The 25,188-nt window shown below is 64.2% G+C and carries 24 protein-coding genes; 7 read left to right on the top strand and 17 right to left on the bottom strand.

Features of this window, described 5'->3' with window-relative positions; genetic code table 11:
• Positions 1-80: 80 nt before the first annotated feature.
• The 3 genes from X726_RS147320 to X726_RS147330 all read right to left on the bottom strand — a co-directional run bounded on the left by X726_RS147320 (position 81) and on the right by X726_RS147330 (position 3,916).
• The gene (locus tag X726_RS147320) at positions 81-560 is read right to left on the bottom strand and encodes a DUF3828 domain-containing protein (RefSeq protein WP_023671589.1); all 480 of its coding nucleotides are present in this window, start codon (positions 558-560) and stop codon (positions 81-83) included.
• A 94-nt stretch (positions 561-654) separates the two neighbouring features.
• On the bottom strand, positions 655-2,304 hold the full coding sequence (locus tag X726_RS147325; RefSeq protein WP_023715228.1) for an ABC transporter substrate-binding protein: 1,650 nt from the start codon (positions 2,302-2,304) through the stop codon (positions 655-657).
• 61 nt (positions 2,305-2,365) lie between these two features.
• Positions 2,366-3,916 (bottom strand): trimethylamine methyltransferase family protein, encoded by a 1,551-nt coding sequence (locus X726_RS147330; RefSeq protein WP_023671587.1) that lies wholly within the window; start codon positions 3,914-3,916, stop codon positions 2,366-2,368.
• 89 nt (positions 3,917-4,005) lie between these two features.
• Here X726_RS147330 and X726_RS147335 point away from each other — a divergent pair, with 89 nt between their 5' ends.
• A complete protein-coding gene (locus tag X726_RS147335; RefSeq protein ID WP_023671586.1) occupies positions 4,006-4,908 on the top strand; it encodes a LysR substrate-binding domain-containing protein in 903 nt (300 codons plus the stop codon).
• A 274-nt stretch (positions 4,909-5,182) separates the two neighbouring features.
• Positions 5,183-6,955 carry a DNA mismatch repair endonuclease MutL gene (gene mutL / locus X726_RS147340; RefSeq protein ID WP_023671585.1) on the top strand — a complete coding sequence of 591 codons (1,773 nt, stop codon included), beginning with the start codon at positions 5,183-5,185 and terminating at the stop codon, positions 6,953-6,955.
• Between the two features lie 25 nt (positions 6,956-6,980).
• Here the strand turns inward: mutL and X726_RS147345 are convergent, their stop codons facing one another.
• Positions 6,981-7,766 carry a hypothetical protein gene (locus tag X726_RS147345; RefSeq protein WP_023671584.1) on the bottom strand — a complete coding sequence of 262 codons (786 nt, stop codon included), beginning with the start codon at positions 7,764-7,766 and terminating at the stop codon, positions 6,981-6,983.
• Between the two features lie 86 nt (positions 7,767-7,852).
• Entirely contained in the window at positions 7,853-8,746 is an 894-nt protein-coding gene (locus tag X726_RS147350) for a DMT family transporter (protein ID WP_023671583.1), read from the bottom strand.
• A 92-nt stretch (positions 8,747-8,838) separates the two neighbouring features.
• Here X726_RS147350 and X726_RS147355 point away from each other — a divergent pair, with 92 nt between their 5' ends.
• Positions 8,839-9,684 carry a LysR family transcriptional regulator gene (locus X726_RS147355; protein ID WP_031215165.1) on the top strand — a complete coding sequence of 282 codons (846 nt, stop codon included), beginning with the start codon at positions 8,839-8,841 and terminating at the stop codon, positions 9,682-9,684.
• Between the two features lie 17 nt (positions 9,685-9,701).
• Here the strand turns inward: X726_RS147355 and X726_RS147360 are convergent, their stop codons facing one another.
• Positions 9,702-10,307 (bottom strand): hypothetical protein, encoded by a 606-nt coding sequence (locus X726_RS147360; protein ID WP_023671581.1) that lies wholly within the window; start codon positions 10,305-10,307, stop codon positions 9,702-9,704.
• Between the two features lie 113 nt (positions 10,308-10,420).
• On the opposite strand from X726_RS147360, the gene X726_RS147365 reads away from it, so the two are divergent.
• The gene (locus X726_RS147365; protein ID WP_023671580.1) at positions 10,421-10,654 is read left to right on the top strand and encodes a DUF2093 domain-containing protein; all 234 of its coding nucleotides are present in this window, start codon (positions 10,421-10,423) and stop codon (positions 10,652-10,654) included.
• Between the two features lie 60 nt (positions 10,655-10,714).
• Here the strand turns inward: X726_RS147365 and X726_RS147370 are convergent, their stop codons facing one another.
• The 8 genes from X726_RS147370 to epmA form a co-directional block, all read right to left on the bottom strand.
• A complete protein-coding gene (locus X726_RS147370) occupies positions 10,715-11,197 on the bottom strand; it encodes a hypothetical protein (RefSeq protein WP_155922435.1) in 483 nt (160 codons plus the stop codon).
• A gap of 89 nt (positions 11,198-11,286) precedes the next feature.
• The gene (lpxK, locus tag X726_RS147375; protein WP_023671578.1) at positions 11,287-12,315 is read right to left on the bottom strand and encodes a tetraacyldisaccharide 4'-kinase; all 1,029 of its coding nucleotides are present in this window, start codon (positions 12,313-12,315) and stop codon (positions 11,287-11,289) included.
• A complete protein-coding gene (gene waaA / locus X726_RS147380) occupies positions 12,316-13,632 on the bottom strand; it encodes a lipid IV(A) 3-deoxy-D-manno-octulosonic acid transferase (protein WP_023671577.1) in 1,317 nt (438 codons plus the stop codon).
• On the bottom strand, positions 13,629-14,417 hold the full coding sequence (locus X726_RS147385) for a lysophospholipid acyltransferase family protein (RefSeq protein ID WP_023671576.1): 789 nt from the start codon (positions 14,415-14,417) through the stop codon (positions 13,629-13,631). The genes waaA and X726_RS147385 overlap by 4 nt, the downstream gene beginning before the upstream one ends.
• A gap of 5 nt (positions 14,418-14,422) precedes the next feature.
• The gene (locus X726_RS147390) at positions 14,423-14,668 is read right to left on the bottom strand and encodes a DUF4170 domain-containing protein (protein ID WP_023671575.1); all 246 of its coding nucleotides are present in this window, start codon (positions 14,666-14,668) and stop codon (positions 14,423-14,425) included.
• A gap of 68 nt (positions 14,669-14,736) precedes the next feature.
• Complete coding sequence (locus tag X726_RS147395; RefSeq protein ID WP_023671574.1) at positions 14,737-15,543, bottom strand: 3'(2'),5'-bisphosphate nucleotidase CysQ; 807 nt, start codon at positions 15,541-15,543, stop codon at positions 14,737-14,739.
• Positions 15,530-16,873: a TldD/PmbA family protein gene (locus X726_RS147400; protein WP_023671573.1), complete on the bottom strand. Its 1,344-nt coding sequence runs from the start codon at positions 16,871-16,873 to the stop codon at positions 15,530-15,532. The genes X726_RS147395 and X726_RS147400 overlap by 14 nt, the downstream gene beginning before the upstream one ends.
• A 200-nt stretch (positions 16,874-17,073) precedes the next feature.
• The gene (gene epmA, locus X726_RS147405) at positions 17,074-18,120 is read right to left on the bottom strand and encodes an EF-P lysine aminoacylase EpmA (RefSeq protein WP_023671572.1); all 1,047 of its coding nucleotides are present in this window, start codon (positions 18,118-18,120) and stop codon (positions 17,074-17,076) included.
• A gap of 129 nt (positions 18,121-18,249) precedes the next feature.
• On the opposite strand from epmA, the gene efp reads away from it, so the two are divergent.
• From efp to X726_RS147420, 3 genes are all read left to right on the top strand, one after another.
• On the top strand, positions 18,250-18,819 hold the full coding sequence (gene efp, locus X726_RS147410) for an elongation factor P (RefSeq protein ID WP_023682947.1): 570 nt from the start codon (positions 18,250-18,252) through the stop codon (positions 18,817-18,819).
• Between the two features lie 89 nt (positions 18,820-18,908).
• The gene (locus X726_RS147415; protein ID WP_023671570.1) at positions 18,909-20,369 is read left to right on the top strand and encodes a phospholipase D-like domain-containing protein; all 1,461 of its coding nucleotides are present in this window, start codon (positions 18,909-18,911) and stop codon (positions 20,367-20,369) included.
• A gap of 81 nt (positions 20,370-20,450) precedes the next feature.
• Positions 20,451-21,251 (top strand): endonuclease/exonuclease/phosphatase family protein, encoded by an 801-nt coding sequence (locus X726_RS147420; protein WP_023671569.1) that lies wholly within the window; start codon positions 20,451-20,453, stop codon positions 21,249-21,251.
• A 1-nt stretch (position 21,252) separates the two neighbouring features.
• Here X726_RS147420 and X726_RS147425 read toward each other — a convergent pair whose 3' ends face one another.
• Genes X726_RS147425 through X726_RS147435 form a run of 3 tightly spaced genes read right to left on the bottom strand, consistent with a single transcriptional unit; the run spans position 21,253 to position 25,026 of the window.
• Positions 21,253-23,214 (bottom strand): glycoside hydrolase family 127 protein, encoded by a 1,962-nt coding sequence (locus X726_RS147425; RefSeq protein WP_023671568.1) that lies wholly within the window; start codon positions 23,212-23,214, stop codon positions 21,253-21,255.
• Between the two features lie 37 nt (positions 23,215-23,251).
• Positions 23,252-24,109, bottom strand: a complete 858-nt coding sequence (locus tag X726_RS147430) for a carbohydrate ABC transporter permease (RefSeq protein ID WP_023671567.1) — start codon at positions 24,107-24,109, stop codon at positions 23,252-23,254.
• Complete coding sequence (locus X726_RS147435) at positions 24,109-25,026, bottom strand: sugar ABC transporter permease (protein ID WP_023671566.1); 918 nt, start codon at positions 25,024-25,026, stop codon at positions 24,109-24,111. The genes X726_RS147430 and X726_RS147435 overlap by 1 nt, the downstream gene beginning before the upstream one ends.
• Positions 25,027-25,188 lie beyond the last annotated feature (162 nt).

Genomic DNA, 25,188 nt, shown 5'->3' with positions numbered 1-25,188 from the left:
CTTGAGCGGCGGCGGCGCTCGTACCCACCGCCAACAGGCATATGGTCGACAGCGCCAGGGCAAGACGGCGAAGCACAGGATCACTCCGGCGCTTTGTCGGGCATGCATTCCAGCGCGCTCAGCGTCCAGCTGCTGGTCTTGGAGGTGATGTCGGCGACCTTCCATTTGCCGTCGATTTTCTTCAGCGACCACAGCATTTCGCGTTTGGAATCATCGCCTTCCGCAAAAAGGCTGAAGGTGGCGGTGACTTCGGCCGTATCGCCATTGACGGTCTCGGCCAGCTTCAATGTCTTGGCAATCGACTTCTGGTCGAAATCCTGCGCGTCGAGGCCGGGATCGAAGTCGAGGCAGGCGACTTCGTCGGGCTTGTTCTTCGTTGCCTGGTCGTTGAGATCGAACAGCTTGGTCACCGGCTCGGTGAAGCGGTCGCGGTACTTTGCATCTCCCTCGAATTTCACCTCGGGCAGATAAAAGAACTTCACGGCGTTGGAAGCCGGCCCGGCCAGCACCGTCGCAGGCAAGGCAATCGAAAAGACAGCGGCAAGCACTATCGGTTTCATGCAGGATCTCCGGACGTTTGGCGGCAAGGCGGCAATACCAGACATCCTGCATATCGGCTTTTTTGCGGCTCATAAAGCCCCGGCTTGCACCGTCTCAGCCATCCAGCCAGACGTTCTGCAGGTCCATCTCGAAGGTCTGGTGGACGCCGTAGTTCTTCACCTTCTTGTTCATGTGGCTGTAGAGCTTCTGCCAGAAGGGTTGAATGATGACGCCGGAATCCTGCAGGATCTGCTCGACATCCTTCATCACCTCACGCCGTTTCTCCACGTCGATCAGCGACAGCGCCTGCTTCAGCTTGGCGTCGAAGTCCGGGTTGGAATAGGCCGATTCATTCCAGGCTTCGCCGGTGCGATAACCAAGCGCCAGCACCTGGACGCCAAGCGGGCGCATGTACCAGATGGTCATCGAATAGGGATACTTCGTCCAGTCGTTCCAGAAGGTCGAGCCCGGCAGCACCGTGCGCTTCACCTTGATGCCGGCGTCGCGCAGCTGGCCCGCAATCGCGTCGCCGGTGTTCTTCTGCCAATCGTCCTCGACGGTGATCAGCTCGTGCTCGAAATCGGCCTGCCCTGCGTCCGCCATCAGCTTCTTGGCGCCGGCCGCGTCGCGCGTCTTCTTGGGCAGCGCGAAATATTCAGGATGGATAGGGCTGACATGGTGGTTTTCACCGACCGTCCCTCGCCCGGCATAGCCGAGTTCCAGCACCGCATTGTTGTCGACCGCCATCTGCAGCGCGCTGCGCACCCGCTGGTCGTCATAGGGCTTGTGGGTAACGTTCGTGCGGGCAACCAGCGTGGTTGCCGTCGCAACCTCGGACTTCTCCAGCCCCATCTTATCCAGGATGTCGATGAAGTCGGCCGGCGTCTCGAAATTGAGGTCTATCTCGCCGGATTCGAAGGCGTTGATCGAAGCGTTGAAGTCGGTGCCGTAGTCGATGAACTCGACGCTGTCGAGCGGCGCTTCACCACCCCACCACTTGCCGTTTTCACGACGCTTGACCACCGCCTTCTGGCCAACATCGTAGGAGACCAGTTCGAACGGGCCCGTGCCGATCGGCTTCTTGACCGGGTCGGCGCCTTCGGCGTCGAAATTGCGGTGGACGACGAGCGCGGGATAATCGGTGAGGTTCGGGATCAGCGAAATGTCGGGCGCGCTGAGCGTCAGCTTGACCGTATTGTCGTCGACCTTGGCGATCGCGCCTTCCCTGGCCTTGCCCGACTTTTCGTCGATCAGCCCGCCGACGCGAGCGGCCATGGAGTTGCCGGCGACCTTCTTCTCGCACCAGCGGGTAACATTGAAGACCACGTCATCGGCGTTGAAGGCATCGCCATTGTTCCAGGTGATGCCCTTGCGCACATGCAACGTGTATTCCGTGGCGTCGTCATTGATGTCCCAGCTTTCGAGCAGCACTGGCTCGAAGGTGAATTCCCTGGTGTAGCGGACCAGCGGCTCCAGCCAGCAGCGCGAGATGTTGGCCAGTTCCACCCAGTCATAGGTGCGCGGATCTTTTTGTGCCTTGACCGACATCGATATGTGCAGCGTGCCGCCCTTCTTCGGCTCCTCGGCAAAAGCCTGTCCCGGCGCGGCAAGGCCGATCATGCCGTAGGCCAGCGCCGTCGATGCGCCGAACGCACTTGCCAATGCAAGAAACTCGCGCCGGTCCATACGGCCAGCACGCGTCTCTTGCGCCATCGCCTCGATGGCCGTCGGCACGCGATCGCCATTGCTTTTGAAAAGTGTCATGTCTTTCTCCCTTGCGGTTCCCATCGGGTCTTCGCCCGTTATCAACTCATTCGTCGTTCTCTTAGCTAACGCTGTCGGGCAGCCTCTCTTCGCGCTGCGCGATAAAGTCCCTGAGGCCCTCGGCAATGCCCTCATCGAGTTTCGGCTCTTCATAGTCGGCCAGCATGTTGCGGGCTTTCTCGCGGCCGCGCGTGTCGTGGTCCTTCGCCCCTCCGTCCTTCCATTGTTCGTAGGAGTTGAAATCCATGATGGTGGGCATGAAGAATGCCGACTCGTAATGATCGAGCGTGTGCTGGGTGCCGAGGAAATGGCCCTGCGGCCCGACTTCGCGGATCGCCGCCATGGCCTCCTTGAAATCGTCGAACGGCAGGCCGCCGGCATATTTATACCAGCCGACAAGCTGCTCGCAGTCGGTGGCGAATTTCGAATAGCCGCATGTCAGCCCGGCCTCCAACCAGCCGGCGGAGTGCCAGATATAATTGGCGCCGGCGAGGATGGCGGCATGCATCAGCATGTTGGATTCATAGCCGGCCTGGGCGTCGTTGAGCTTGGAGCCGACATGGAAGCCGGAGGTTCGCCAGGGCAGTTTGTATTTCCGCGCCAGCGCGCCCATCAGATACATCATCTGGGCGGCTTCCGGCGTGCCGCCCATCGGCGCGCCGGTCTTCATGTCGACCGTCACCATGAACTGGCCGTAGATCTGGGGCGAACCCGGGCGCAGCAGCTGGGTGAAAGCGACGCCGGCCAATGCTTCGGCATTGACCTGCGCCACCGCGCCGACGGCCGAGGCCGAAGTCGATGCGCCGCACAGCGCAAAGGGCGCCAGGATCAGCGGCTGATTGCTGCGCGCATAGACCTTCATCGCGTCCAGCATGGTGGCGTCCCACACCAGCGGCGAGTTGCAGTTGGTAATCGACACCAGCACCGGGTTGTCGCGGACGAACTCCTCGCCGAAGACGATGCCCGCCATCGCCATCGTGTCTTCGGCGCGGTCTTTGGAAGTAACGATGCCCATGAACGGCTTGTCGGAATGCTTCAGCGCCGAATGGATGATGTGGAGATGCCGTTTCGGCACCGCGATCTCCATCGGCTCGCAGATGATCGAACTCGACGAATGCAGCGCCGGGGCCATGTAGGCGAGCTTGTGGAAATTGTTGAGGTCTTCAAGCGTGCCATAACGCCGGTTGTTGTCGAGGTCGCGCACGTAAGGCGCGCCATACATCGGCGCGAAGATGGAGTTCTTGCCGCCGACGCTCACGGTGCGCTCGGGATTGCGCGCATTGAGGGTGAACTCGGACGGAACCTTCGCGACCAGTTCCATCAGCAGGCCGCGGTCGATGCGGACGCGTGTCTCGGACACGTCGGCGCCCGCCGCCTTCCACATGGCGATCGCCTCGTCGTCGCGGAACTCGCAACCGACCTCTTCGAGGATGGCGAGTGACTCCTGGTGGATCAGTTCCACCGCCTCGTCCGGGACCATCTGGTAGGTGGGAATCTCGCGGACCAGCGTTGGGAACGAGGTGACGGGGGCGCTCCTCAGCGCCTTGCGTCCGAGGCGACCACCGCCGCGGCGGTGGGTTTGCTCGGTCAGTTCAGCGGCCGGTGCGTTCATGGAGCCTCCTCATTCCGTCCAACCAAGTTAGCGAGAGGAAATATGGATGTGACGCTGGAAAATCCTGATCTCTTGTATAAGCTCAGCTTATGCGAAGCCTGCGCCACCTCCTGCCCTCGGCCGGCAGCCTGATCGTCTTCGAGGCGGCGGGCCGGCTGTCGAGCTTCACCGCTGCCGGGCGCGAGCTCGGCATGACGCAGGCCGCCGTCTCCTATGCGGTGCGCGGGTTGGAGGAACAGCTTAGCGCGCAGCTGTTCCAGCGCCGCCACCGCCAGGTCGTCCTGACAGAAGCGGGCGAACGCTTCCATGCCGACGTCTCGCTCGGTCTGTCGCATATCCGCAAATCGGCCGAGGATCTGCGCCTGCAGGCGAGCGGCGGCCATGTCACGCTGGCGGCGTCGACCGCCTTCGGCTCGTTCTGGATGATGCCGCGCCTGCAGCAGTTCCGCGACGAACTGCCGGGCATCGACTTGCGCATCCAGACCGCCGACCGTGATCTCGACATCATCGCCGAGGGCATCCCGCTCGCCGTTCGCGGCGGCGAACCGCGCGACTGGGCCGATTATCATTCGCTGCCGCTGGCCGACGAGGAGATTTTTCCGGTGGTTGGCGCCAGCTATCTCGCGAAATTCGGCATGCCAAGGAGCGTCGCGGAGCTGGCGACGCATCGCCTGATCCACCTCGAGGAGCCCTACCGCGAGGCGGCTAGCTGGGACGAATGGTTCCAGTCTGCGGGCGGCAGGCTCGACAACACCGCGCGCGGCCTGCGCATCAACGATTACGGCCTCGTGATCCAGGGCGTCATGGAGGGCCAAGGCATCGCGCTCGGCTGGCGGCATCTGGCCGAACGGCTCCTGGCGTCGGGGCTGCTGGTGCCGGTGACCGACCATGTGCTGAGAACCGGCAAGGCGTTCTATGTGGTTTGGCCGAAGAACCGGGAGTTGAGCGAGAATGCGCGGAAAGTCAGGGACTGGCTGGCGGCGCAGGCTTGAAATCGGTTGCAGCGTAGTCACTATCGCGGAGTTCCTTCACACCCCCCTCTGTCCTGCCGGACATCTCCCCCGCAAGGGGGGAGATTGGCAGTTCATATGTCGCGTCACCCTTCAAGCATTGAAGATTGGCGAAAGCCGTCGTGACATCTGATCTCCCTCCTTGCGGGGGAGATGGCCGGCAGGCCAGAGGGGGGTGCTGTCCCGCTGGCGTCTCCAATGTCCGGCATTCATTGAAGCCTTCCGCACACCCTTCGAATCCGCCTATAATACCCCCATGCCCATTCGCCAGCTTTCCGAAACGATGATCAACCAGATCGCCGCCGGCGAAGTCATCGAGCGTCCGGCGAGCGTGGTGAAGGAACTGGTCGAAAACGCGCTCGACGCCGGCGCCTCCCGCGTCGAGGTCGTCACTGCCGGCGGCGGGCTGAACCTGATCCGCGTCACCGATGACGGCTCCGGTATCCCCGAACAGGAACTGGCGCTGGCCATTGCGCGCCACTGCACCTCGAAACTTGCCGACAACATTCATGATATCCGCTCGCTCGGGTTCCGTGGCGAGGCATTGCCGTCAATTGGTTCGGTGTCGCGACTGTCGGTTCGCTCGCGCACGGCCGCAGGCGACGCTGCAGCCGAGATCGCCATCGAAGGCGGCCGCGTTTCGGCGGTCAAACCGGCGGCGGCCAACCGCGGCACCACGGTCGAGGTGCGCGACCTGTTCTTCGCCACGCCGGCGCGGCTCAAATTCATGAAGGGCGAGCGCGCCGAAAGCTCCGCCACCAGCGACGTGGTCAAGCGCATCGCCATCGCCTTCCCTGCCGTGCGCTTTACGCTCGCCGGCTCGGACCGCTCGACGCTGGAATTGCCGGCGACCGATGACAGTACCGAGGGCAGCCTGCGCCGCGTCGCCCAGGTGATGGGCGCCGAGTTTCCCGACAATTCCATCGCTATCGACGCCAGCCGGGACGGCGTGCACCTGACCGGCCACGTCTCGATCCCGTCCTTCACCCGCGCCAACGCGCTGCAGCAATATGCCTATGTCAACGGCCGTCCGGTGCGCGACAAGCTGATTGCCGGCGCCATTCGCGGCGCTTTCGCCGATGTGCTGCCGCGCGACCGGCACGCGGTGACCGTGCTGTTCCTGACGCTCGATCCGGCGACCGTCGACGTCAACGTCCACCCAGCCAAGGCCGATGTGCGCTTTCGCGACCCCGGCCTGGTGCGCGGGCTGATCGTCGGCGCCATTCGCGAGGCGCTGGCCAATGCCGGCATCCGCGCCGCCACCAGCGGGGCCGCCGGGATGGTGGCGGCGTTCCGGCCGGGAGCCGCCTCATACGCCCATGCGGGTCCTGCCAACGNATTTGACGGCGCCGGCTTCCGCGAAAACGACCAGGCTGCATTCGACGCCGGTCCGCTCGCCAGCGCCGATGCGCGTGCCGGCTCAGCCGAGCCGGCCGAGACGCTGCTCGGCACCGCGCTGGGCGCCGCCCGCGCGCAGGTCCACGAGAACTACATCGTCGCCCAGACGAGGGATTCGCTTGTCATCGTCGACCAGCACGCGGCGCATGAGCGGCTGGTCTACGAGGCGTTGAAGAATGCCCTGCACTCGCGCGCGGTGCCCTCGCAGATGCTGCTTCTGCCGGAGATCGTCGACCTGCCGGAGGAGGACGCCGAGCGGCTGGCCATGCATTCCGAAACGCTGGCCCGGTTCGGCCTCGGCATTGAGCGTTTCGGTCCCGGCGCGGTGGCGGTGCGCGAGACGCCGTCGATGCTCGGCGAAACCAATGTCCAGCAATTGGTGCGTGATCTTGCCGACGAGATCGCCGACAACGACACGATCGAGACGCTGAAGGAACGACTGGACAAGATCGCCGCCACCATGGCCTGCCACGGCTCGGTCCGCTCCGGCCGCCTGCTCAAGCCTGAGGAGATGAACGCGCTGCTGCGCCAGATGGAAGCAACGCCGGGCTCCGGCACCTGCAACCACGGCCGCCCGACCTATATCGAACTCAAGCTCGCCGATATAGAGCGGCTGTTTGGGCGGCGGTGAGCACAAGCCAGGTCAGGGCACACGCTCAATTCACCAACAGGCGATAATCCTTGAACCTATGAGAGAAAACGTAATCCCTTGAGTAACCGGCGCTACCGCCGCGAAAATTCACGGAGATTATCTCGAAGCTTCTCCCAACCTGTTTTTGAACATTCATGTAGATGGGAGTCATCAGCATGCCGGCATCACAATCGTCGTCATCGAAAGCGATCTCCTGAACGACCTTCTTTTTCTTCTTATCGATGACCCGCAGCTTATTCATGCAGACGAGAAAGCCCGCTTTCTCGTAGACCCCGGCAAATCTGTGGGTGGCTGTCTGCGCCCAGAAGGGAATCTCGACGGTGCCGTCAACCTTCGCCTCACCGGTATCGTCGAGGCTTGCGACCTTCTTCAGCGTGATCGGGAACTTGTCCGAGCCCTTGCTCCAAGTCCCTGTTGCGCCGCTTTCGCCAAGGTCAAGAGAAAACGGACATCCGGCGGTGCCAACGGGCGTTTTCGATCCCATGACCAGCAACCTGTCGAACTCCCTGTCGTCCGCAATCTCGCAAAGGAAGAGGCTGGTGCCACTGATCTTGCCGTACACCGCTATCGGGCTTTGCTTCGCGTCGTAGAAATAGCTCCCCTCGACCGTAATCCCGCTGCCGAAACTGTCATATCTCTGCAGCGATAGGTGGACGGGGTTAGGTCCGATGGAGCCTTCGTAGTTTTCGACCTGATACCAGCCCGCAGCGGCTTTCCCGGTCAGCAGCAAAACGCAAAAAATTGCCGATATGAACAGTCTTCCCATTCCGTCCCCCAGTGAAGGCAGCATACCACAGCTGTCCTTCCTCTGGGTGTCTGCATTCTGATGGAATGCGGTTCCCGGTTTGAGTCCGAAAACAGCTCAAATCATTTGTTTTAACGCTTTAAATTCACCACGATCACGCCGCCCAGCGCCAGTGCGCCGCCGAGGATACCAAGTAGCGTCGGCACTTCGCCCAGCCAGAAGAAGCCGATCAGGGCTGACATGGGCGAGACCAGATAGAGGAAGTTCGACGCGCGCGCTGCCGGAAGACGCGACAGTGCGGTTGCCCAGGCGGCATAGGCGATCAGGCTGGGCACGATGCCAAGAAAGATCACGGCGCCGATACCGGCCGTGTTGGCGACCGCGGCCTGCGCAAAGCCGCTCGGCAGAAAGGGTGCCAGGCAAAGAGCGCCAAGAATCATGTTCGAGGCCGAAATGGTCAGCGGGTGATGGCGGGCAAAGAGCGGCTTCTGGACGATCGTGTTGACGGCCGAGCACAGCGCGGAGCCAAGAACCAGCAGCGCGCCGGTGTCGAAACTCAAGCCATTGCCGTCAGCCACAGCGATGATGCCGATGCCGGCGAAAGAAATCGCCGTGCCGAACCAGGCCCAGCTTGAGAAGCGCTCGCCGAGCAATGCCATTGCCATGATGGCGGTGAAGATCGGGCTGACATTGATGATGAAACCGGCGGCACCCGCCGAAACCGTCAATTCGCCGAAATTGAGCATGACAGTGTAGAGCGCGACGAAGATGGCGCCGCCAAAGACCAGGCGCCACACTTCGTCGAGCCTCGGCAGCGCCGGGCGCTTGACGGCAAGAAAGATCGCCGCCGGCACCGCGGCAATGGCAAAGCGCAACGCACCGAGTTCCAGCGGCCCGAAAGCGGCGAGGCCGGCACGGATCGCGGGAAAGGCCGAGGCCCAGCCGACCACCGTCAAGGCCACGGCGATGGCCGCCGTGGTGTCCATCCGCTGTGTCGGATTCGACGTGCTGGTCGTTGCGCTCATCTGCCTGTCCTCGGGTTCCCAGAGTGTTGAAAGGCAGAAAGCGCCTTTTCGGCGCCGTTGACAAACGATCAAATCGAGGATCACCTGTGACTATGGATCACAGCTCAGACACAATGGTGCCGCTCGAGACCCTGCGCGCCTTCGATGCGGCGGCGCGAACGGGGAGCTTTTCGGCCGCGGCCGAGAAGCTCAACATCACCCACGGCGCCGTCAGCCGGCAGATCGCCAAGCTGGAGGACTGGCTGGGCTTGAAAGTGTTCGACCGCGGCGCGCGCGGCGTCTCGCTGACCATCGAGGGCAACCGCCTGCATCTGCGCACGGCGGAAGCCTTTGCGCTGATCTCCAGCCATTCCGACCGCTGGGTCGAGCCGCGCGGCACCGCCGTGGTGCGGCTGACCTCGATACCCTCCGTCAGCGGGCTGTGGCTGATGCCACGCATGGCGGCGCTGGAGAACAATCCAACCAAGCTGCGCATCGTGCTCGACGTCGACATCCGCCAGGGCGACCTTGCCGATGAAGGCATCGACCTGTCGGTCCGCTGCGGCCGCGGGGGCATTCCGGGCCGCATCTCGGTGAAGCTGTTCGAGGAACATGTCTTTCCCGTCGCCGCGCCCGGCCTTGCCCGCGAGATCGGCCGCGGCGACCCGGCCCGGCTGCTGAGGTTTCCACTGATCAACGATTCCGACGCTTCGGGTTGGCGTGCCTGGTTTGCCGCGCAAGGGATGGACTACCGCCCGCGCCCGCAGGATCGCCGCTTCGAGGACTACAATCTGGTGCTCGACGCCGCAGCTTACGGGCTCGGCATCGCGCTGGCGNACTGGCTGGACCGGCCGCTGGGGCGGCCGCGTACGGCTGCCGCCGAACTTTCACGCCGTATCGCTGTCGAGGCGGGGCTGGCGATGGACAAGATGGAAGCTTTCCTCGAAGCCGAGCGATAGCGGCGATCGTTCGGTGCTCAGCCAAGCACCAGCAAGGCGAGCCCGACAATGGCGACGGCCAGAAACCCGGCTGCCAGCGCCATCAGGCCGACACGCATCTGCTGCCGGCCTTCGGGCTGGACCGTGTCATTCGACCCAGACATCGCCTGCCCCCGCTTCGCCGCCGCGTCGGTGGCGGAGGCGCGGCGCGGCGGCGAAACCCCCGGTGCGAGAAGCGCAAACCAGGGCAGTCCTGCCGGCTTTGCGGCAGCGCCATCATCGGCCCTGGCCGGCGGCACCGGCAGACCGCGCTGTGCATCGTCGTTGGCTGGCGTCGCCTTGCCTGTCGCAGCCGTTGTCGGCCCGAAATCGTCGGGCGCCGCGTCACCCGGTTCGGCAAGCGCCAGATAGGCCTGCAGGATCTCGGCTGAACCCGTCTGCTGCCCCTTTGCGACGGCTGCGGACAACAGCGCCTGCAGCGCCGGCGCCGCTGCCGGCTGCAAAGGCGCACCGGATGGCGTCGGCGGCTGCACCAGCGCCTTTATAAGTGCTGCTTTCGCCGGATCGGCCTTCGCCGACGGCACCGCTGCCAATATCATGGCCTCGCGCAGCAGCGCAGTCAGGCGGGCGGATGAAATGTCCATGCCGGTCCCATAAGAATGGTTTGGAGCCGACAATAGCGCCTCAGCATTGCGTCAAGCTTGACCTTGCCGGCAATTTATGGCGATGAAATCAGCATGAACTCTGGCACCACCCCATGATGAACCGCTTCGAAGGCCCTGGCGGCAAGGAAGCCCGGATCCGCTATCTCGACGGCGACTTCCAGGTCACCAGCCCCGGCGCATTCGTGCGCTGCGCTGTGACCGGTGAGAGCATTCCGCTGGACGAGCTCAAATATTGGAGCGTCGCCAGGCAGGAGCCCTATGTCAGCGCCGCCGCCTCGCTGCGCCGCGAGATCGAAACGCATCCGGACCTGCGCAGCCGGGGCTAGATCGGCACACCGGAAAGCAAGGCTCACCGTCGATCTGATTTTCCTGGAACGCCTGCAGGACTATGGCTTTGAGGATGCCGGCGCGTTTTCGACCGAAAAGTCGAATTTATGAACAAGCCGATCTCCGACAAGCACTTTGATGGAATACGGCCCGATCGGATCACCCTCGGCCATGCACCACCCATGCGAGATCCATCCGTCCTGCGGTTTGTAGAACATGGTGGTCTCGGAGACCCTTCGATCGCCCGATAGCTTGCTCAAGCTGTATTCGTTTCCGTCGATACCACCCCACTGCCTGGGCTCCGCGGGAAGCGCGAACACCTCGGTGACCGATACCAGTCTGTCGCCTTGCGCCAGACGTACGCGCCATTCAAAGCAGGCGCTATCGGGGATAAGCGGTACAATGTTTGAGGGCCGAACGTGGGTAGCACCGTCCGCTTCGGTGACCGAGACCAGAAATTCGCTGTCGGTCGCGGTGGGTGCCTGCGCCGAAGATGGGTTCGCCATCGCCACAAGAACAAAGCCCACAAAGAGTGCCCGCAACCTAACCATTCCACCCCCCGCGCTGAAGCCGGTCTGACTTATAATTGTGATAAGCGGCGAGAAATATCCTGTGTCAACGCGGGAGCGCCCTACCCTCGCAGCCGGCGCTGTCTCCAGGCATCCAGCGTCTCATCGATGATCCGCTCCGGCACATTGTCGAGTTCGAACGTGGCGTCTATCTCCAGCACGTCGAGTTGACCAAGGAATTCAGCCGAGGCTGCGCCATGGCGCAGCCGGGCTGCGTCCTTGGCGGTGGTCACGAGGCCCAGTCCCTCACGGCGCGCGGTTGCCGCCAGTTCGGCGAGTTCGTCGGGGGCATAAAAATGATGGTCCGGAAACGACCGGCTCAGCGCCACTTCCGCGCCCGTGCCGCGCAGCGTCTCGAAGAATTTTTCGGGATGGCCGATGCCGGCAAAGGCGAGGAACCGCCGGCCGGCGAACCGCTCCTTGCCGCCCGGTTCAGCATGCGCCTCGAAGATCGGCCGGCCGGCGCGCGCCGCCTGGCGCACGACCTGGTCGGCGGCGGTGCCCTCGCCCATCTTCAACAGCCCATCGGTGAACACCAGTTGGTCGACGACGTTGGCGCGCAGCGGCCCACCCGGAATGACGCGGCCATTGCCGATGCCGTAGCGGGCGTCGACGACGACCAGCGCATAATCAATATGGATGCGCGCGCTCTGAAAACCGTCATCCATGATCAGGAAATCGCAGCCATGGGCTTCCATGAGCAGCTTGGCGCCGGCGGCGCGGTTCGGGCTTACCGCAACCGGCGCGTGCTCGGCCAGAAGCAGCGGCTCGTCGCCGACATGCTTGGCGGCGTCGTGACTGGCATCGACGACATGCGGCTGCGCAAACGAGCCGCCATGGCCGCGCGACAGGAATCCGGGATTGAGCTGCATGCGCCTGGCCTGCTTGGCCAGCGCGATGGCGACCGGCGTCTTGCCGCTGCCGCCGACGGTGAAGTTGCCGACGCAAAGCACTGGCGCGTCGATCTTTTGACGTATCGCCCGATGCATATGGCGGCCGGCGACCATGCCATAGACCGCTGATAGCGGCGACAGCGCAAAGACCCGCCAGTCCGGCGCTTCCCACCAGAAAGGTGGTGCTTCCGACGCCACCTATCGCCCGTCGGCGCCCTTCAGGCGCGACTTGACGATCAATGGCTGGATATAAGGCTCGAGCGACTTCAGCGTGTGCGCCAGCGCACCGCGCATCTGGTCGACTGTGGCGGCACCGGCCGCCATCATCTCATGGCGCGCAACTTCATTGCTCAGCAGGAAATTGACGGCGCCGGCCAGCATGTCGCGGTCGCGCACCAGCTTGGCGCCGCCACTGTCGAGCAGGCGCTGATAGGCCTCGCGAAAATTCTGGACGTTGCGGCCGGCCAGCACAGCGGTGTCGAGCATGGCCGGCTCCAGCGGATTCTGGCCGCCTTCCGAGGTCAGCGAGCGGCCGACAAAGGCGATTTCCGTCAGCCGGAGATAAAGCCCCATCTCGCCGATCGTATCGCCAAGGAGGATATCGGTGTCGGCGGTGATCCGGTCCCCCTTGCTGCGCCGCGCCAGCTTCAGGCCCATGCCGGAAATCTGTGCTGCCAGCGCTTCGGCGCGGTCGGGATGGCGCGGGACGATGATTGTCAGCAGGCCATGGTGGCGCTTGTAGAGCGTGGCGTGGACTTCCGCCGCGACCACCTCCTCGCCGTCATGGGTCGAAATTGCCGCCCAGGTCGGGCGGCCGGCGATCTGGCGCTTCAGCGTCGCCAGCGCCCGTTCGTCGACGGGCGGCGGCAAGGTGTCGACCTTGAGGTTGCCGGACACGGTGACCGGCCGGGCGCCAAGCGCGCGAAACCGTTCGCCGTCGACATCCGACTGGGCAACGACATGTGCGAGGTTCTCGAACAGCGCCTCGGCGATGTTGGCGCGCTTCTTCCAGGATTTGAACGAACGGTCGGACAGCCGGCCGTTGACCAGCACCTGCGGCACGTGTCGGGCGCCGAGCTCGAGGATGGTCATCGGCCATATCTCGGATTCGGCGATGATCGCCAGGTCCGGCCGCCAGTGATCGAGAAAGCGGCTGACGGCCGGCTTCAGGTCGAGCGGAACATATTGGTGGATGATGCGGTCGCCCAGCCGTTCGTCGGCAACCTGCGCCGAAGTGACGGTGCCCGTCGTCAGCACGATGTTGACACCGTAGTCGAGGATGCTTTGCACCAGCGGCACGACCGCAAGGGTCTCGCCGACGCTTGCCGCATGGATCCAGATCACCGGCCCTTCAGGGCGCGGCCGCCCGGCAACGCCGTAGCGCTCACGGCTGCGGCTGCGGTCTTCCTTGCCCTGCGATGTGCGCCAGGCGACATAGGGACCCATCAGCGGATAGGCGGCGGCACCGGCAAGGCGGTACGCCGCCAGGAAGGCGCGCGCCCAGCCGACGCTCATGGCCTGCCGTCCACGAGCCGATAGGCCTCGGCGGTCGCGGCATTGAGCGCGGCCGTGACTTCCTGGCGCTTGCGCTCCATTTCGGCCTCGTCGGCATTGGCCGGCACGAAAACCGGCGTTCCGATGACGATCGAGGAGCGGCCGAACGGCAGGTTGATGGTGGTCTTGTCCCAGCTTCTTTCCAGCACCTTGCGGCGGCTGGTGGCGATGGCGGCAGGCATGATCGGCCGGCCGGAAAGGCGTGCCAGCAGAACGATACCAAGCCCCGCGTCGCGCGGCGTGCCGTGGGGAATGTCGGCGATCATGGCGACGTTCTTGCCGGCGACGAGTGACTTTTTCAGGGCGATGAGCGCCTTGGCGCCGCCCTTGTCGAGATGCTTCGTGCTTTCACGCCCGCCGGAGCCGCGCACCGCCTCGATGCCGAATTTTTCGATCATCAGCGCGTTGAGTTCGGCGTCGGCGCTGCGCGAGACCATGGCGACCAGCGGCCGTCCCTTGGGATAATAGGCTGGGGTCAGCAGATGCTGGCCATGCCAGAGCGCGATGATGCCGGGTTCGAATTCGGCGTAGTCGCCGCCTGAAAATTTAGCCGAGCCTTCGACCACGCGGTTGGTCAGGCGCACCAGGCGGACGAACTGGGCGAGCAGGCTGACGATGATGCTCTTGACGATTCGCGACTGCGCCAACGGCTCGCGGATCTTGCGCCAGAACGTCTTCGAACTGCCGCCGCGTCTTCTTCGGACCGCGGCGCCGGTGGGCTGCCCTTTCACCGCTTCATGCTCCATCACTGTCAACCGGCGGCCTTGCTTTCAGGGTCGAGCAGCCGGTGCAGATGGACGACGAAATAGCGCATATGGGCATTGTCCACGCTGGCTTGCGCCTTGGCCTTCCACGCGGTGTGCGCGGTTTGATAGTCCGGATAGACGCCAACGATGTCGAGCGCGTCGAGATCGCGGAACTCGGTGCCTCCCAGTTGCTTCAGCTCGCCGCCGAACACCAGGTGCAAAAGCTGTTTCTTTCCGTCTTCCGCGGCCATTTCGGTCCTTCACATATTGTGAGTTTGCGACAGGTCTAGCCCAAAGCTGCCGACTTTGGAACCTTCGATCACGCTTCCGTATCGGCAATGACGCCGGCAAGCACGGTCAGCAGCTGCCCGCTGCCGGCGACCAGCGCGCCGTGACGGATGATCTCCCCGGCATAAAGCGGCGCGCGGCCATGGCCGTCGAGCACGGCGCCGCCAGCCTCGCGCAAGATGAGATCGGCGGCGGCGATATCCCAGTCATGCGCGTTGGGCTTGACGAAGGTTGCGTCGAGCGTGCCGTTGGCGACCATCGCCAGCCGGTAGGCGAGAGAGGGAATGTGCGCCGCGCGCCGCACCCGGCTTTGCCATTGCGCCGGCATCAGGTCGATCAACTGCTTCAGCCCGCCGATCTCGACCGTCTTACCCAGGCCGCGCACGGCAATCGGCTTGCCGTTGCGGAAAGCTCCATGGCCAGGCAGCGCCCAATAGGTTTCGCCCTTGGCCGGACATTCGAGCACACCGGTGAGCGTGCGGCCATTCTCGACCACCGCGACGCTGACGCACCACGAGCGCAGACCTTCGAGGAAGCCGCGGGTGCCGTCTATGGGGTCGACGACAAAGGTGCGCCGCGCCAGAAGCCGTGCCGGATCGTCAGTCGTTTCCTCCGACAGCCAGCCATAGTCCGGCCGCGCCGCCAGCAGGGTCTCGCGAAGATAGGCGTCCGCCGCGTGGTCGGCTTCGCTGACCGGCGAGGTGCCGCCTTTCATCCACACTTGCGGGTTCTTGCCGAAATAGCGCATGGCGATCGCGCCCGCCTCGCGGGCGGCGTCGCGCAGCAGATCGAGGTCTTCCGAGGCCCCGGCCGATATGACCGGGTCACGCTCCGGCAAGGGTCATTCCTTCGATCAGCAGCGTCGGTGCGGCAGTGCCGAAATCGCGGTCAAGATCGCTCGCCGGAACCATATTGAGGAACATCGTCTTCAAATTGGAGGCGATGGTCACCTCGGCCACCGGATAGGCAAGCTCACCATTGTCGATCCAGAAGCCGGATGCGCCACGGCTGTATTCGCCGGTCACCATGTCGACGCCCTGGCCGAACACTTCAGTGACATAAAAGCCGGATTTCAGCGACCTGATCAGGTCTTCCGGCGTCCTGTCGCCCGGCTCGATGGCGAGATTGGTCGAAGACGGCGATACCGACGAGCCGCTGCGCGCGCCGCGTCCGTTGGTGGTCAGCCCCAATTCCCGCGCGGCGGACGTCGACAGGAACCAGTGCTTCAGCACGCCGTTCTCGACCATCAACAGCTTTTCGCCCCCGACGCCTTCGCCGTCGAACGGGCGCGAGGCCTGGCCGCGACGCCGTAGCGGCTCGTCGGTGACGGTGATGGCAGCCGACGCAACCTGCTTGCCCATCATCTCGCGCAAGAAACTGGTCTTGCGCGCCACCGAAGCGCCGTTGATGGCGCCGGCGAGATGGCCGGCAATGCCGCGCGCGACGCGCGGATCGAACACAACGTTGACCGGACCGGTCGCCGCCTTGCGGGCGCCGAGGCGGCGCACGGCGCGCTCGCCGGCCTTGCGGCCGATCAGCTCCGGCGCGTCGAGATCGGAAAAATGCTGGTTCGAGGAGTATTCGTAGTCGCGCTCCATGCCGGTGCCTTCGCCCGCAATAACGCTGGCCGAACGCGAAAAGCGCGATGCGACATAGTGGCCGACGAAGCCGTTCGACGTGGCCAGCACCAGCCCGCCAAGACCGGCGCTGGCGCCGCTGCCGGCCGAATTGGTGACGCCCTTGACTGCAAGGGCCGCTTCCTCGGCGGCAAGGGCCGCTTCCTTCAACTGATCGGCCGAAACCTCGGTGGCGTCGAACAGATCGAGGTCGCGCACCTTGCCGACCAGCAAAGCCGGATCGGCGAGACCCTGATAGGGGTCCTCGGGCGAGACTTTGGCCATGGCCACGGCGCGCTCGGCCAATGCCTTGGGGTCCGATGCCGCCGTCGCCGAAACGCTCGCCACCCGGTTGCCGACGAAGACGCGCAGCGAGACATCGTCGCCCTCGGACGCCTCAGTGTTCTCGACCTTGCCCAGCCGCACCGACACGCCGATCGAGCGGCCACGCACGGCAACCGCGTCGGCGGCGTCGGCGCCGGCCCGCTTGGCAGCCTCGACCAGTGCCGCGACGCGGTCGGTCAATTTCGCTGCCTCTGATGTATCGGTCATGCGCGTGGTCCTGGCTGAAGCCGCGCCCGGGCGGTAGCGGCTGTTGCACCATCTATTGTCCCAATGCGGCTTGTGCAATGGCGCACGGGCAATTGTCCCGCTGCGGCATAGCGCCCAAGCGGCCCGCAAAGCCCATCCGCGGCGGCCGCCACAGACGCGCGGCTTGACCGGTTTGTGAGTTTAACCAAGGCCGATTTCCGTCAAGGAGTGGCGGCCGGCGTCCAGATCACGTCATCGATCCTCGTCGCGCCCGTTGCCAGCATCACCAGCCGGTCGAAGCCGAGCGCCGAGCCGCTGGCTTGCGGCATGATGGCGAGGGCGGCGAGAAAATCCTCATCCAGCGGATAGCGCTCGCCATAGACGCGCTCCTTCTCGTCCATCTCGGCGGCAAAGCGCCGGCGCTGCTCGGCCGGATCGGTCAGTTCGCCAAAAGCATTGGCGAGCTCGACGCCGCAGCAATAGAGCTCGAAGCGCTCGGCCACGCGCTGGTCCTCCGCGCTCGGCCGGGCGAGCGCCGCTTCCGAGATCGGATAGCCGTACAAGATGGTGGCCCGCCCCTGCCCCAGCACCGGTTCGACCTTCTCGACCATTACCCGGCTGAACAAATCGGCCCAGTTGTCATCGCCGGCCGTGCGCAGGCCGGCCTTGACCAGAGCATCATGGAGTGCGGCGCGGTCTGTGCCGCCATCGGCAGAAACGGTGGCAAGAAGATCGATGCCGGCGTAACGCGCAAAAGCTTCCGCCACGCTCACGCGTTCCGGCTCGGCGAACGGATCGGCCTCGCGGCCGCGAAAGCGGAAGGTTTTGGCGCCGGCCCGCTCGGCTGCCAGCTTCAGCAGTTCGGCGCAATCGGCCATCAGGCTGTCATAGGTTTCGCCGACCCGATACCATTCCAGCATGGTGAATTCGGGATGGTGCAAGGGGCCGCGCTCGCGGTTGCGCCAGACGGCGCCCAGGCTGAAGATGCGCCGCTCACCGGCGGCCAGCAGCTTCTTGCAGGCGAACTCCGGCGAGGTGTGGAGATAAAGCGGCCGGCGCGCGCCGTCGGCGCCGATCGCCTCGGTGGCGAAGGCTGAGAGATGCGCCTCGTTGCCGGGCGAAATCTGCAATGCCGCCGTCTCGACCTCGATGAAGTCCCGCTCGCCAAACCAGCCGCGCATTGCGGCAGCTATGGCGTTGCGGGCCATCAGCCGCGGCCGGCGGTCGGCGTGAACATCCGGCGTCCACCAGGGCGAAGCGCCAGTCATGGGTTTGCCGGGCAACGGAATTGCTGACAGGGCTGGCGGTTCGGGCCAAGATGCGCTACGGCGACGGCTCTCGCAGCCGATTTGCGCCGAACGATCGTTTCAGGCCAACGAAGTCTAGGATTGAAAACCGTGGTGAAGGTCATCGCCAGTTCGCTCCGTAAAGGCAATGTCGTCGACAAGGACGGCAAGCTTTACGTGATCCTCTTTGCCGAAAACATCCACCCTGGCAAGGGTACGCCGGTCACCCAGCTCGACATGCGCCGCATCTCCGACGGGGTGAAGGTTTCGGAGCGCTACCGCACCACCGAGCAGGTCGAGCGCGCCTATGTCGAGGAGCGCGAGCACACCTTCCTCTACGCCGACGCCGAGGGGTATCACTTCATGAACCCGGAAAGCTACGACCAGGTCGCGGTGCCGGAAAGCGTGGTCGGCGACATGGCGCCCTACCTGCTCGAAGGCATGGCGGTGCAGATTTCGCAGTTCAACGGCATCGCCATAGCCCTGGTGCTGCCGCAGCGCGCTACTTTCGAAGTGGTCGAGACGGAGCCGACGACCAAAGGCCAGACGGCGTCCTCGTCATACAAGCCGGCCGTGCTTTCCAACGGCGTGCGCACGCTGGTGCCGCCGCACATCGCGCCGGGTACCCGCGTGGTGGTGATGACGGCTGACGGGGCCTATGTGGAGCGGGCGAAGGACTGAGGCGCGAGCGCCTCCGTCCTGGTTAATCCCTTGCCCGGTACTAATCCCCCACATTGCCTTCTGCGGCCGCTGGCTCGATAGTCCTGCCGATGTGGCAGACCTTTGTGACCTACTGGCCTCTGATCCTTGTGATCATTCCGATGCTGATGGCCGCCATCGGCATCGTCCACGCAATCATGACCAAGGAAGACGTGCGCGCCGCCACCGGCTGGGTCGGCGTGATGATCTTGTCGCCGTTCCTTGGCGCGATCATCTATGCCATTGCCGGCATCAACCGCATCCGCCGCGCCACGATCAGCGCCATGCGGCCCGTCGCCGGTGAAGCCGAGACAGCCAAACACGACCACGACATTGCGCTCGAAACACTCATCTCAGCCGAATTCGGCCAGCGCTTTGCCGGCCTGAAGACGCTAGGCGACAGGGTGGCGCGGCGCGGCCTGCTTTCGGGAAATGCAATCACCATCCTGAGGACCGGCGACGAAGCCTACGCGGCAATGTGCGGGGCGATCGACGGCGCACGGCGCAGCATCCTGCTCGAGACCTACATCTTCGACAATGACGAGATCGGACGACGTTTTGTCGGATCGCTGGCCGGAGCGGTCCGGCGCGGTGTGACGGTTCGCGTGCTGATCGATGCGGTGGGCGTGCGCTATTCCGTGCCCAGCATTCTTGGGACACTCCGGGAAGCCGGCGTCACCGTCGATCTGTTCAACGGCAACATCGTCATGGGCCTGAGACTTCCCTATGCGAATTTGAGGACGCACAGGAAAATCCTGATCGTCGACGGTGTGGTGGCGTTCACGGGAGGCATGAACATCCGCAAGGGATTCTCGGCCGAATTCGCCGGCAGCGCCAGTTCGGCGGATACGCATTTCCAGGTCACGGGGCCCGTCGTGGCCGACCTGTTCGCGGTTGCCGCCGAAGACTGGCGTTTTGCCGGCAACGAGGCCCTCAAGGACGAGGTCTGGCACGTGGAAAAGCCCTCGCCGCCTCCCGGTCAACCGATCCTGGTGCGGGCGGTGGCGTCGGGGCCTGACGCCAGCATCGAAACCAACCATAAATTGCTGATGGGGGCATTTTCCGTCGCCCGCAAATCGATCCGCATCATGTCGCCCTATTTCCTGCCGGACCGGGAATTTGTCAGCGCGCTGGTCACGGCGGCCCGGCGCGGTGTCGAGATCGACATCGTCGTGCCCGCGGTCAACAATCTCTTCCTGGTCGGCCGCGCCATGACGGCGCAGTACGACCAGGTGCTGAAGCACTATTGCCGCGTCTGGCGTCATGAAGGGTCATTCGACCATTCGAAGCTGTTGTCGGTCGATGGCGTCTGGGCCTATGTCGGCTCTTCCAACCTCGACGCCCGGTCGCTGCGGCTGAATTTCGAAATCGACCTGGAGGTGCTGGATACCGGCTTTGCCGCCGAGATCGAAGGGCGCATCGGAGCGGCAATCGCTTCCGCCAAACCCGTCACACTCGCAACCTTGAAAGCGCGGCCATTTCTCATCCGGGTTTTTGACCGGTTGTTATGGCTGGGATCGCCCTATCTCTAATGCATACCGCCTCGAAGTGGTCCCGGTTGTGAGAGAACGATATGCATAGAACAAAGAATCAGGACATCGAATAGCAGGCCTATGGACATAAACGGACGCAGCCTTCCTGAAACAGTGCTCCTGTCGATCCGCGGCAGGAAAGCGCGCAAGGCGAACGCGACGCCGCGCAAGCACATTGAAGGCGCCCAGATGGTGGTCGCCTCCTACAACGTCCACAAATGCATCGGCACCGACCGCAGGTTCGACCCCGAACGCACCGCCCGCGTCATCCGCGAGATCGGCCCCGACGTCATCGCACTGCAGGAGGCCGACAACCGCTTCGGCGATCGCGCCGGGCTGCTCGACCTTGCCCGGATCGAACACGAAACCGGGCTTGTGCCGGTGCCGGTTTCCGGAAGCGGCAAGGGCCATGGCTGGCGCGGCAACGTGCTTTTGTTCAAGCGCGGCACCGTGCGCGACGTCCATCAGATCAAGCTTCCGGGACTGGAGCCCCGCGGCGCGCTGGTTGCCGAGATCGACCTCGACGAAACGCGCACTCTGCGCGTCATCGCCGCGCATCTCGGCCTGTTGCGCCGCTCGCGCTCGGAGCAGGCCCGCGTCGTGCTCGACATCATGAGCAACCAGGATGAAAGGCCGACCTTGCTGCTCGGCGACCTCAACGAATGGCGGCTGGGCAACCGCTCGGCGCTCAAGACGCTGCACGCCACCTTTGGTTTCACGCCGGCGGCGGTGCCGACTTTTCCCTCAGGCCTGCCGGTGCTGGCGCTCGACCGGATCATGGCCAACCGGCACGGCATGGTCTCGTCGGTGGAAGCCCATGACACGCCGCTGTCGCGGGTTGCGTCGGATCATTTGCCGCTGACGGCGTTCGTCAGCCTGTAACTCATCCGTCCCGCAGCCAGACCAGCATCTCACCAGGTTCGCGGTTGTCCCAGGCAAAGTACGGGACAGCGGTGATTTTCGTTTCGCTCACCGCCGGCGGATCGGTGCGATAGAGCCCGGGTCCCCAGTTTTCCTGCGCTTCCTTGCTGGCAAGTGCCGAAAGCGTGACGATGCCGCCGAGCAGGTTCGGCTCGGCATGCGCCTCGATTTTTGCCGTTCGCGGCAGAGCGATCCGATGCAACTGGCCGGCATTGTCGGTCTCCTCGACGCAATAGATCAGCGGACCGCGCGCAAGTGCGACGCGGCCGATGTCCTGACGCACCTCCGGATTGGCGAACAGACGGGCGATCGACATTTCGAGATCGAGTTCGACCCGGTCGCCCTGGCGCCACTCGCGCCGGATCGCGGCATAGCCGTCGCTGGTGATGTCATCCAGATCGACCGCGGCGCCGTTGACCTTGAGCGCCGCCTTGCCGCACCAGGAGGGGACGCGCAGGTGCAAGGTGAACTCGACCGGCGCGTCGGCTTCGATCAGGATCGAGACCGCGCCATCCCAAGGATAATTGCTGGTCTGAATCAGACTGACCGCCCGGTTCGATATGTCGAAGCGCGCGGTGCTGTCGCCGTAGAGATGGACGGCCAGCGCGTCGTCCGAGAGGGAGTAGAAATAGCTGCCGATGGACGCGACCATGCGGCCGACATTGGGCGGGCAACAGGGGCAGCGATGCCATTTCCAGCGATTGTGCCTGCCCCGGCTCTCCAACGGGTTCTCGTAGAAGAACAGCGAGCCGTCGAGCGACAGGCCGGAGATCGAGCCGTTGTAGAGCGCCCGCTCCATCATGTCGGCGTAGCGGGCGTTGGGACCCATGCCGAGCATGCGGCTGGCCCAGAACACGAGGCCGACCGAGGCACAGGTCTCGGCATAGGCGGTTTCGTTGGGCAGGTCGTAGTCGCTGGTAAAGCCCTCATTGTGCGCCGATGGCCCGAGGCCGCCGGTGATATAGAGGTTTTTGGTGGTGAGATCGTTCCAGAGCCGGTCGAGCGCTACCCTGAGCGTATCGTCGCCATATTCGGTGGCGATGTCGGCCATGCCGGAATAGAGGTACATCGCCCTGACCGCATGGCCGACGACCTTGTCCTGCTCGCGCACCGGCTTGTGCGACTGGTTGTACTCATAAGTCTTGAAATGATAGGCCTTCGGATCGGCGCCGCGCGCACGCGCCTCCTCGTCGAAATAATGCGGCTGTTGCCCGCGCTGGTCGATGAAATACCTGGCCAGGTCCATGTATTTCTGCTCGCCGGTCGCCCGCGCCAGCTTGACCAGCGCCAGCTCGATCTCCTCATGGCCGCAATAGCCCTTCTTCTTGCCCAGCTCCGGACCGAAGGTGTCGGCGATATGGTCGACATAGCGGCACATGATATCCAGCAGCTTGCGCTTGCCGGTGGCCTGGTAGTAGGCGACCGCGCCTTCGATCAGATGGCCGGCGCAATAGAGCTCGTGGCAATCGCGCAGATTGGTCCAGCGCTTGCCGGGCTGGATACGCTGGTACCAGCTGGAGAGATAACCGTCTTCCTGCTGCAGTCTGCCGTAGAGGTCGATGACGGCATCGATCTTCTTCTCGAGTGCCGCGTTCTTGCGCCGGTAGAGCGAATAGGCCGCGGTCTCGATGGTCTTGCCCCAATCGGAGTCCCAGAACATCTGCGTCGTCACCGTCGAGCCGGTGAAGCCGGGGCTGGCAGCCTCGTCGGGCGACGGCGAATGGAACGGAATGACGACGCCCGGCGAGGGCCGGTCCGGGTCGATCTGCTCCAGCATGCGCGCCTCGACGCAGCGCTCGTAGAGGATGTCGGCGGTGCGCGACGCCACGGCATCGACACGGTCGCCCCAGAAGCCGCGGACATCGACCTGCGGCACCGGCAGTGGGCGGAAGGCGAGTTTGTTGGCGGATGGTTGAACGGTCATCGTGTCACTCCGTTGGATAGTGGTCATTCACGGCGGGTCATTTCACCGCGCCGGCCATCAGGCCGCGGATGTAGAAGCGCTGCAGCAAGAGGAAGAGCACCAGGCACGGCACCATCATCACGGTGACGCCCGCCTGCACCGCGCCCCAGTCGATGGCGCCGAAGCGGCCGGACTGAAGTGCGGTCATCATGATCGGCAGCGTGAATTTGGACTGATCGGTCATCAGCACGAGGGCGGCCAGGAATTCGTTCCAGGCGCCGAGGAAGGCAAACAGCGCGATGGTGACGATGCCCGGCCAGACCAGCGGCAGCATCACCTTGAGCAGCATGGTGACGTTGTTGGCGCCGTCCATGCGCGCGGCCTCCTCGATCTCGCGCGGCACCGCGTCGAAGGCGTTGCGCATCATGAAGATCGAGAACGGCAATTGCAGCGTGACGTAGACCAGGACCAGCCCGGTCAGCGTGTTGTGCAGGCCGACCTTGGTCAGCACCAGGAAGATCGGCGTCAGGATCGACTGGAACGGGATCATGATCGTCGACAGGATGACGATGAAGAGCACATCCTTCATGGGAAAGCGGAAGCGCGAAAAGCCGTAGCCGGCCAGCACGCTGACGACGACCGACAGGATCACCGTCATCGAGGCGACATAGAGGCTGTTTTGCGCCGGCAGCCAGAGGCCGTCGCCAAAGGTGTCGAGCGTGCGGTAGTTCTCGACCGAGAAGCCGGTCGTCGGCCATGGCGGCAGCGGCGGCTGGCGCGCCTCCTGCGCCGGCTTGAAGGTCGACAGCACGGCCCAGACGATCGGCGCGATGAACAGCACTGAGGCGATCATGCCGGTCGAATGCTCGGCGATCCTGAGCCAGAGGCGGCTGCTGCGGCTTCTTGCCTGCGCCATCAGTCGATGCCCTCCGGCTTGCGCAGCAGCCACAGCTGAACCAGGCTGAGCGCCACCAATATGGCCAGCAGGATCATCGACAAAGCTGCGCCATAGCCGAGCTTGAACGAAACGAAGGACTGGTTGAAGATCCAGTAGACGGCGGTCAGCGTCTGGTTGCGCGGGCCGCCGCGCAGGATGATGTAGAACTGGTCGAAGGCCAGGATCGAACCGGCGATCGACAGGATCAGCGCCAGCGCCAGCGTGCGGCGCATCAGCGGCAGGGTGATGGCGCGAAAGCGCGCGAACGGCCCTGCCCCGTCGATCATCGCCGACTCCTGCAGATCGGTCGGGATCGACTGCAGGCCGGTCATCAGGATGATCATGGTGAAGCCCGCCACCTTCCAGACGACCATGGCGATGATCGACCAGAAGGCGGGCTGGAACGTCGCCAGCAGGTTGAACTTCTTCGCCGTCAGGCCAAGGTCGTAGGCGGCCGGGCTGAACAGGCCGGAATCGACATTGAGCAGCCACGACCAGAGCAGGCTGGCCGAGGCAAAACCGACGACCGCCGGCATGAAGAAGGATGTCCGGTAAAAACCGGTCAGCCGCCTGGGCTTTTCGATGAACAGCGCCAGCGGAAAGGCGACGGCGAAGATCACGATGGTGACGATCACGGTGTAGTAGGCGGTGAAGCTCAGCGCGTTCCAGAAACGGTTGTCGCGCAGGATCGCCCGGTAATTGTCGAAGCCGATGTAAAAATGCTCGCCCATCAGCGGCCAGTTGTGCAGCGACATCCAGGCCGTCATGCCGAGCGGAATGATGAAGAACACGACGACCAGCGCCACGGCCGGCGCGACATAGAGCAGGCCGATCCACTGCCGGCGGCCGGCGCCGACCAGTTTTCTGGCGCGTGGCGGGGTGGTGGTGGTGGTCATACGTGGGCTCCGGGTGCGGTGATCCCCCTCCCCCTCGAGGGGAGGGTCCGGNCCGGCCGCAGGCCGGGGGTGGGGTCCTCCGCGCAGTGCGCCGACGAAAAAGAACGTCGAGCACTGCCGGAACGACCCCACCCGGACCTGCGGTCCGACCTCCCCTCGAGG

It is taken from the genome of Mesorhizobium sp. LSJC285A00 (assembly GCF_000503155.1).
GTDB lineage: Bacteria > Pseudomonadota > Alphaproteobacteria > Rhizobiales > Rhizobiaceae > Mesorhizobium.
This window is presented reverse-complemented; position numbering and strand designations above follow the sequence as displayed.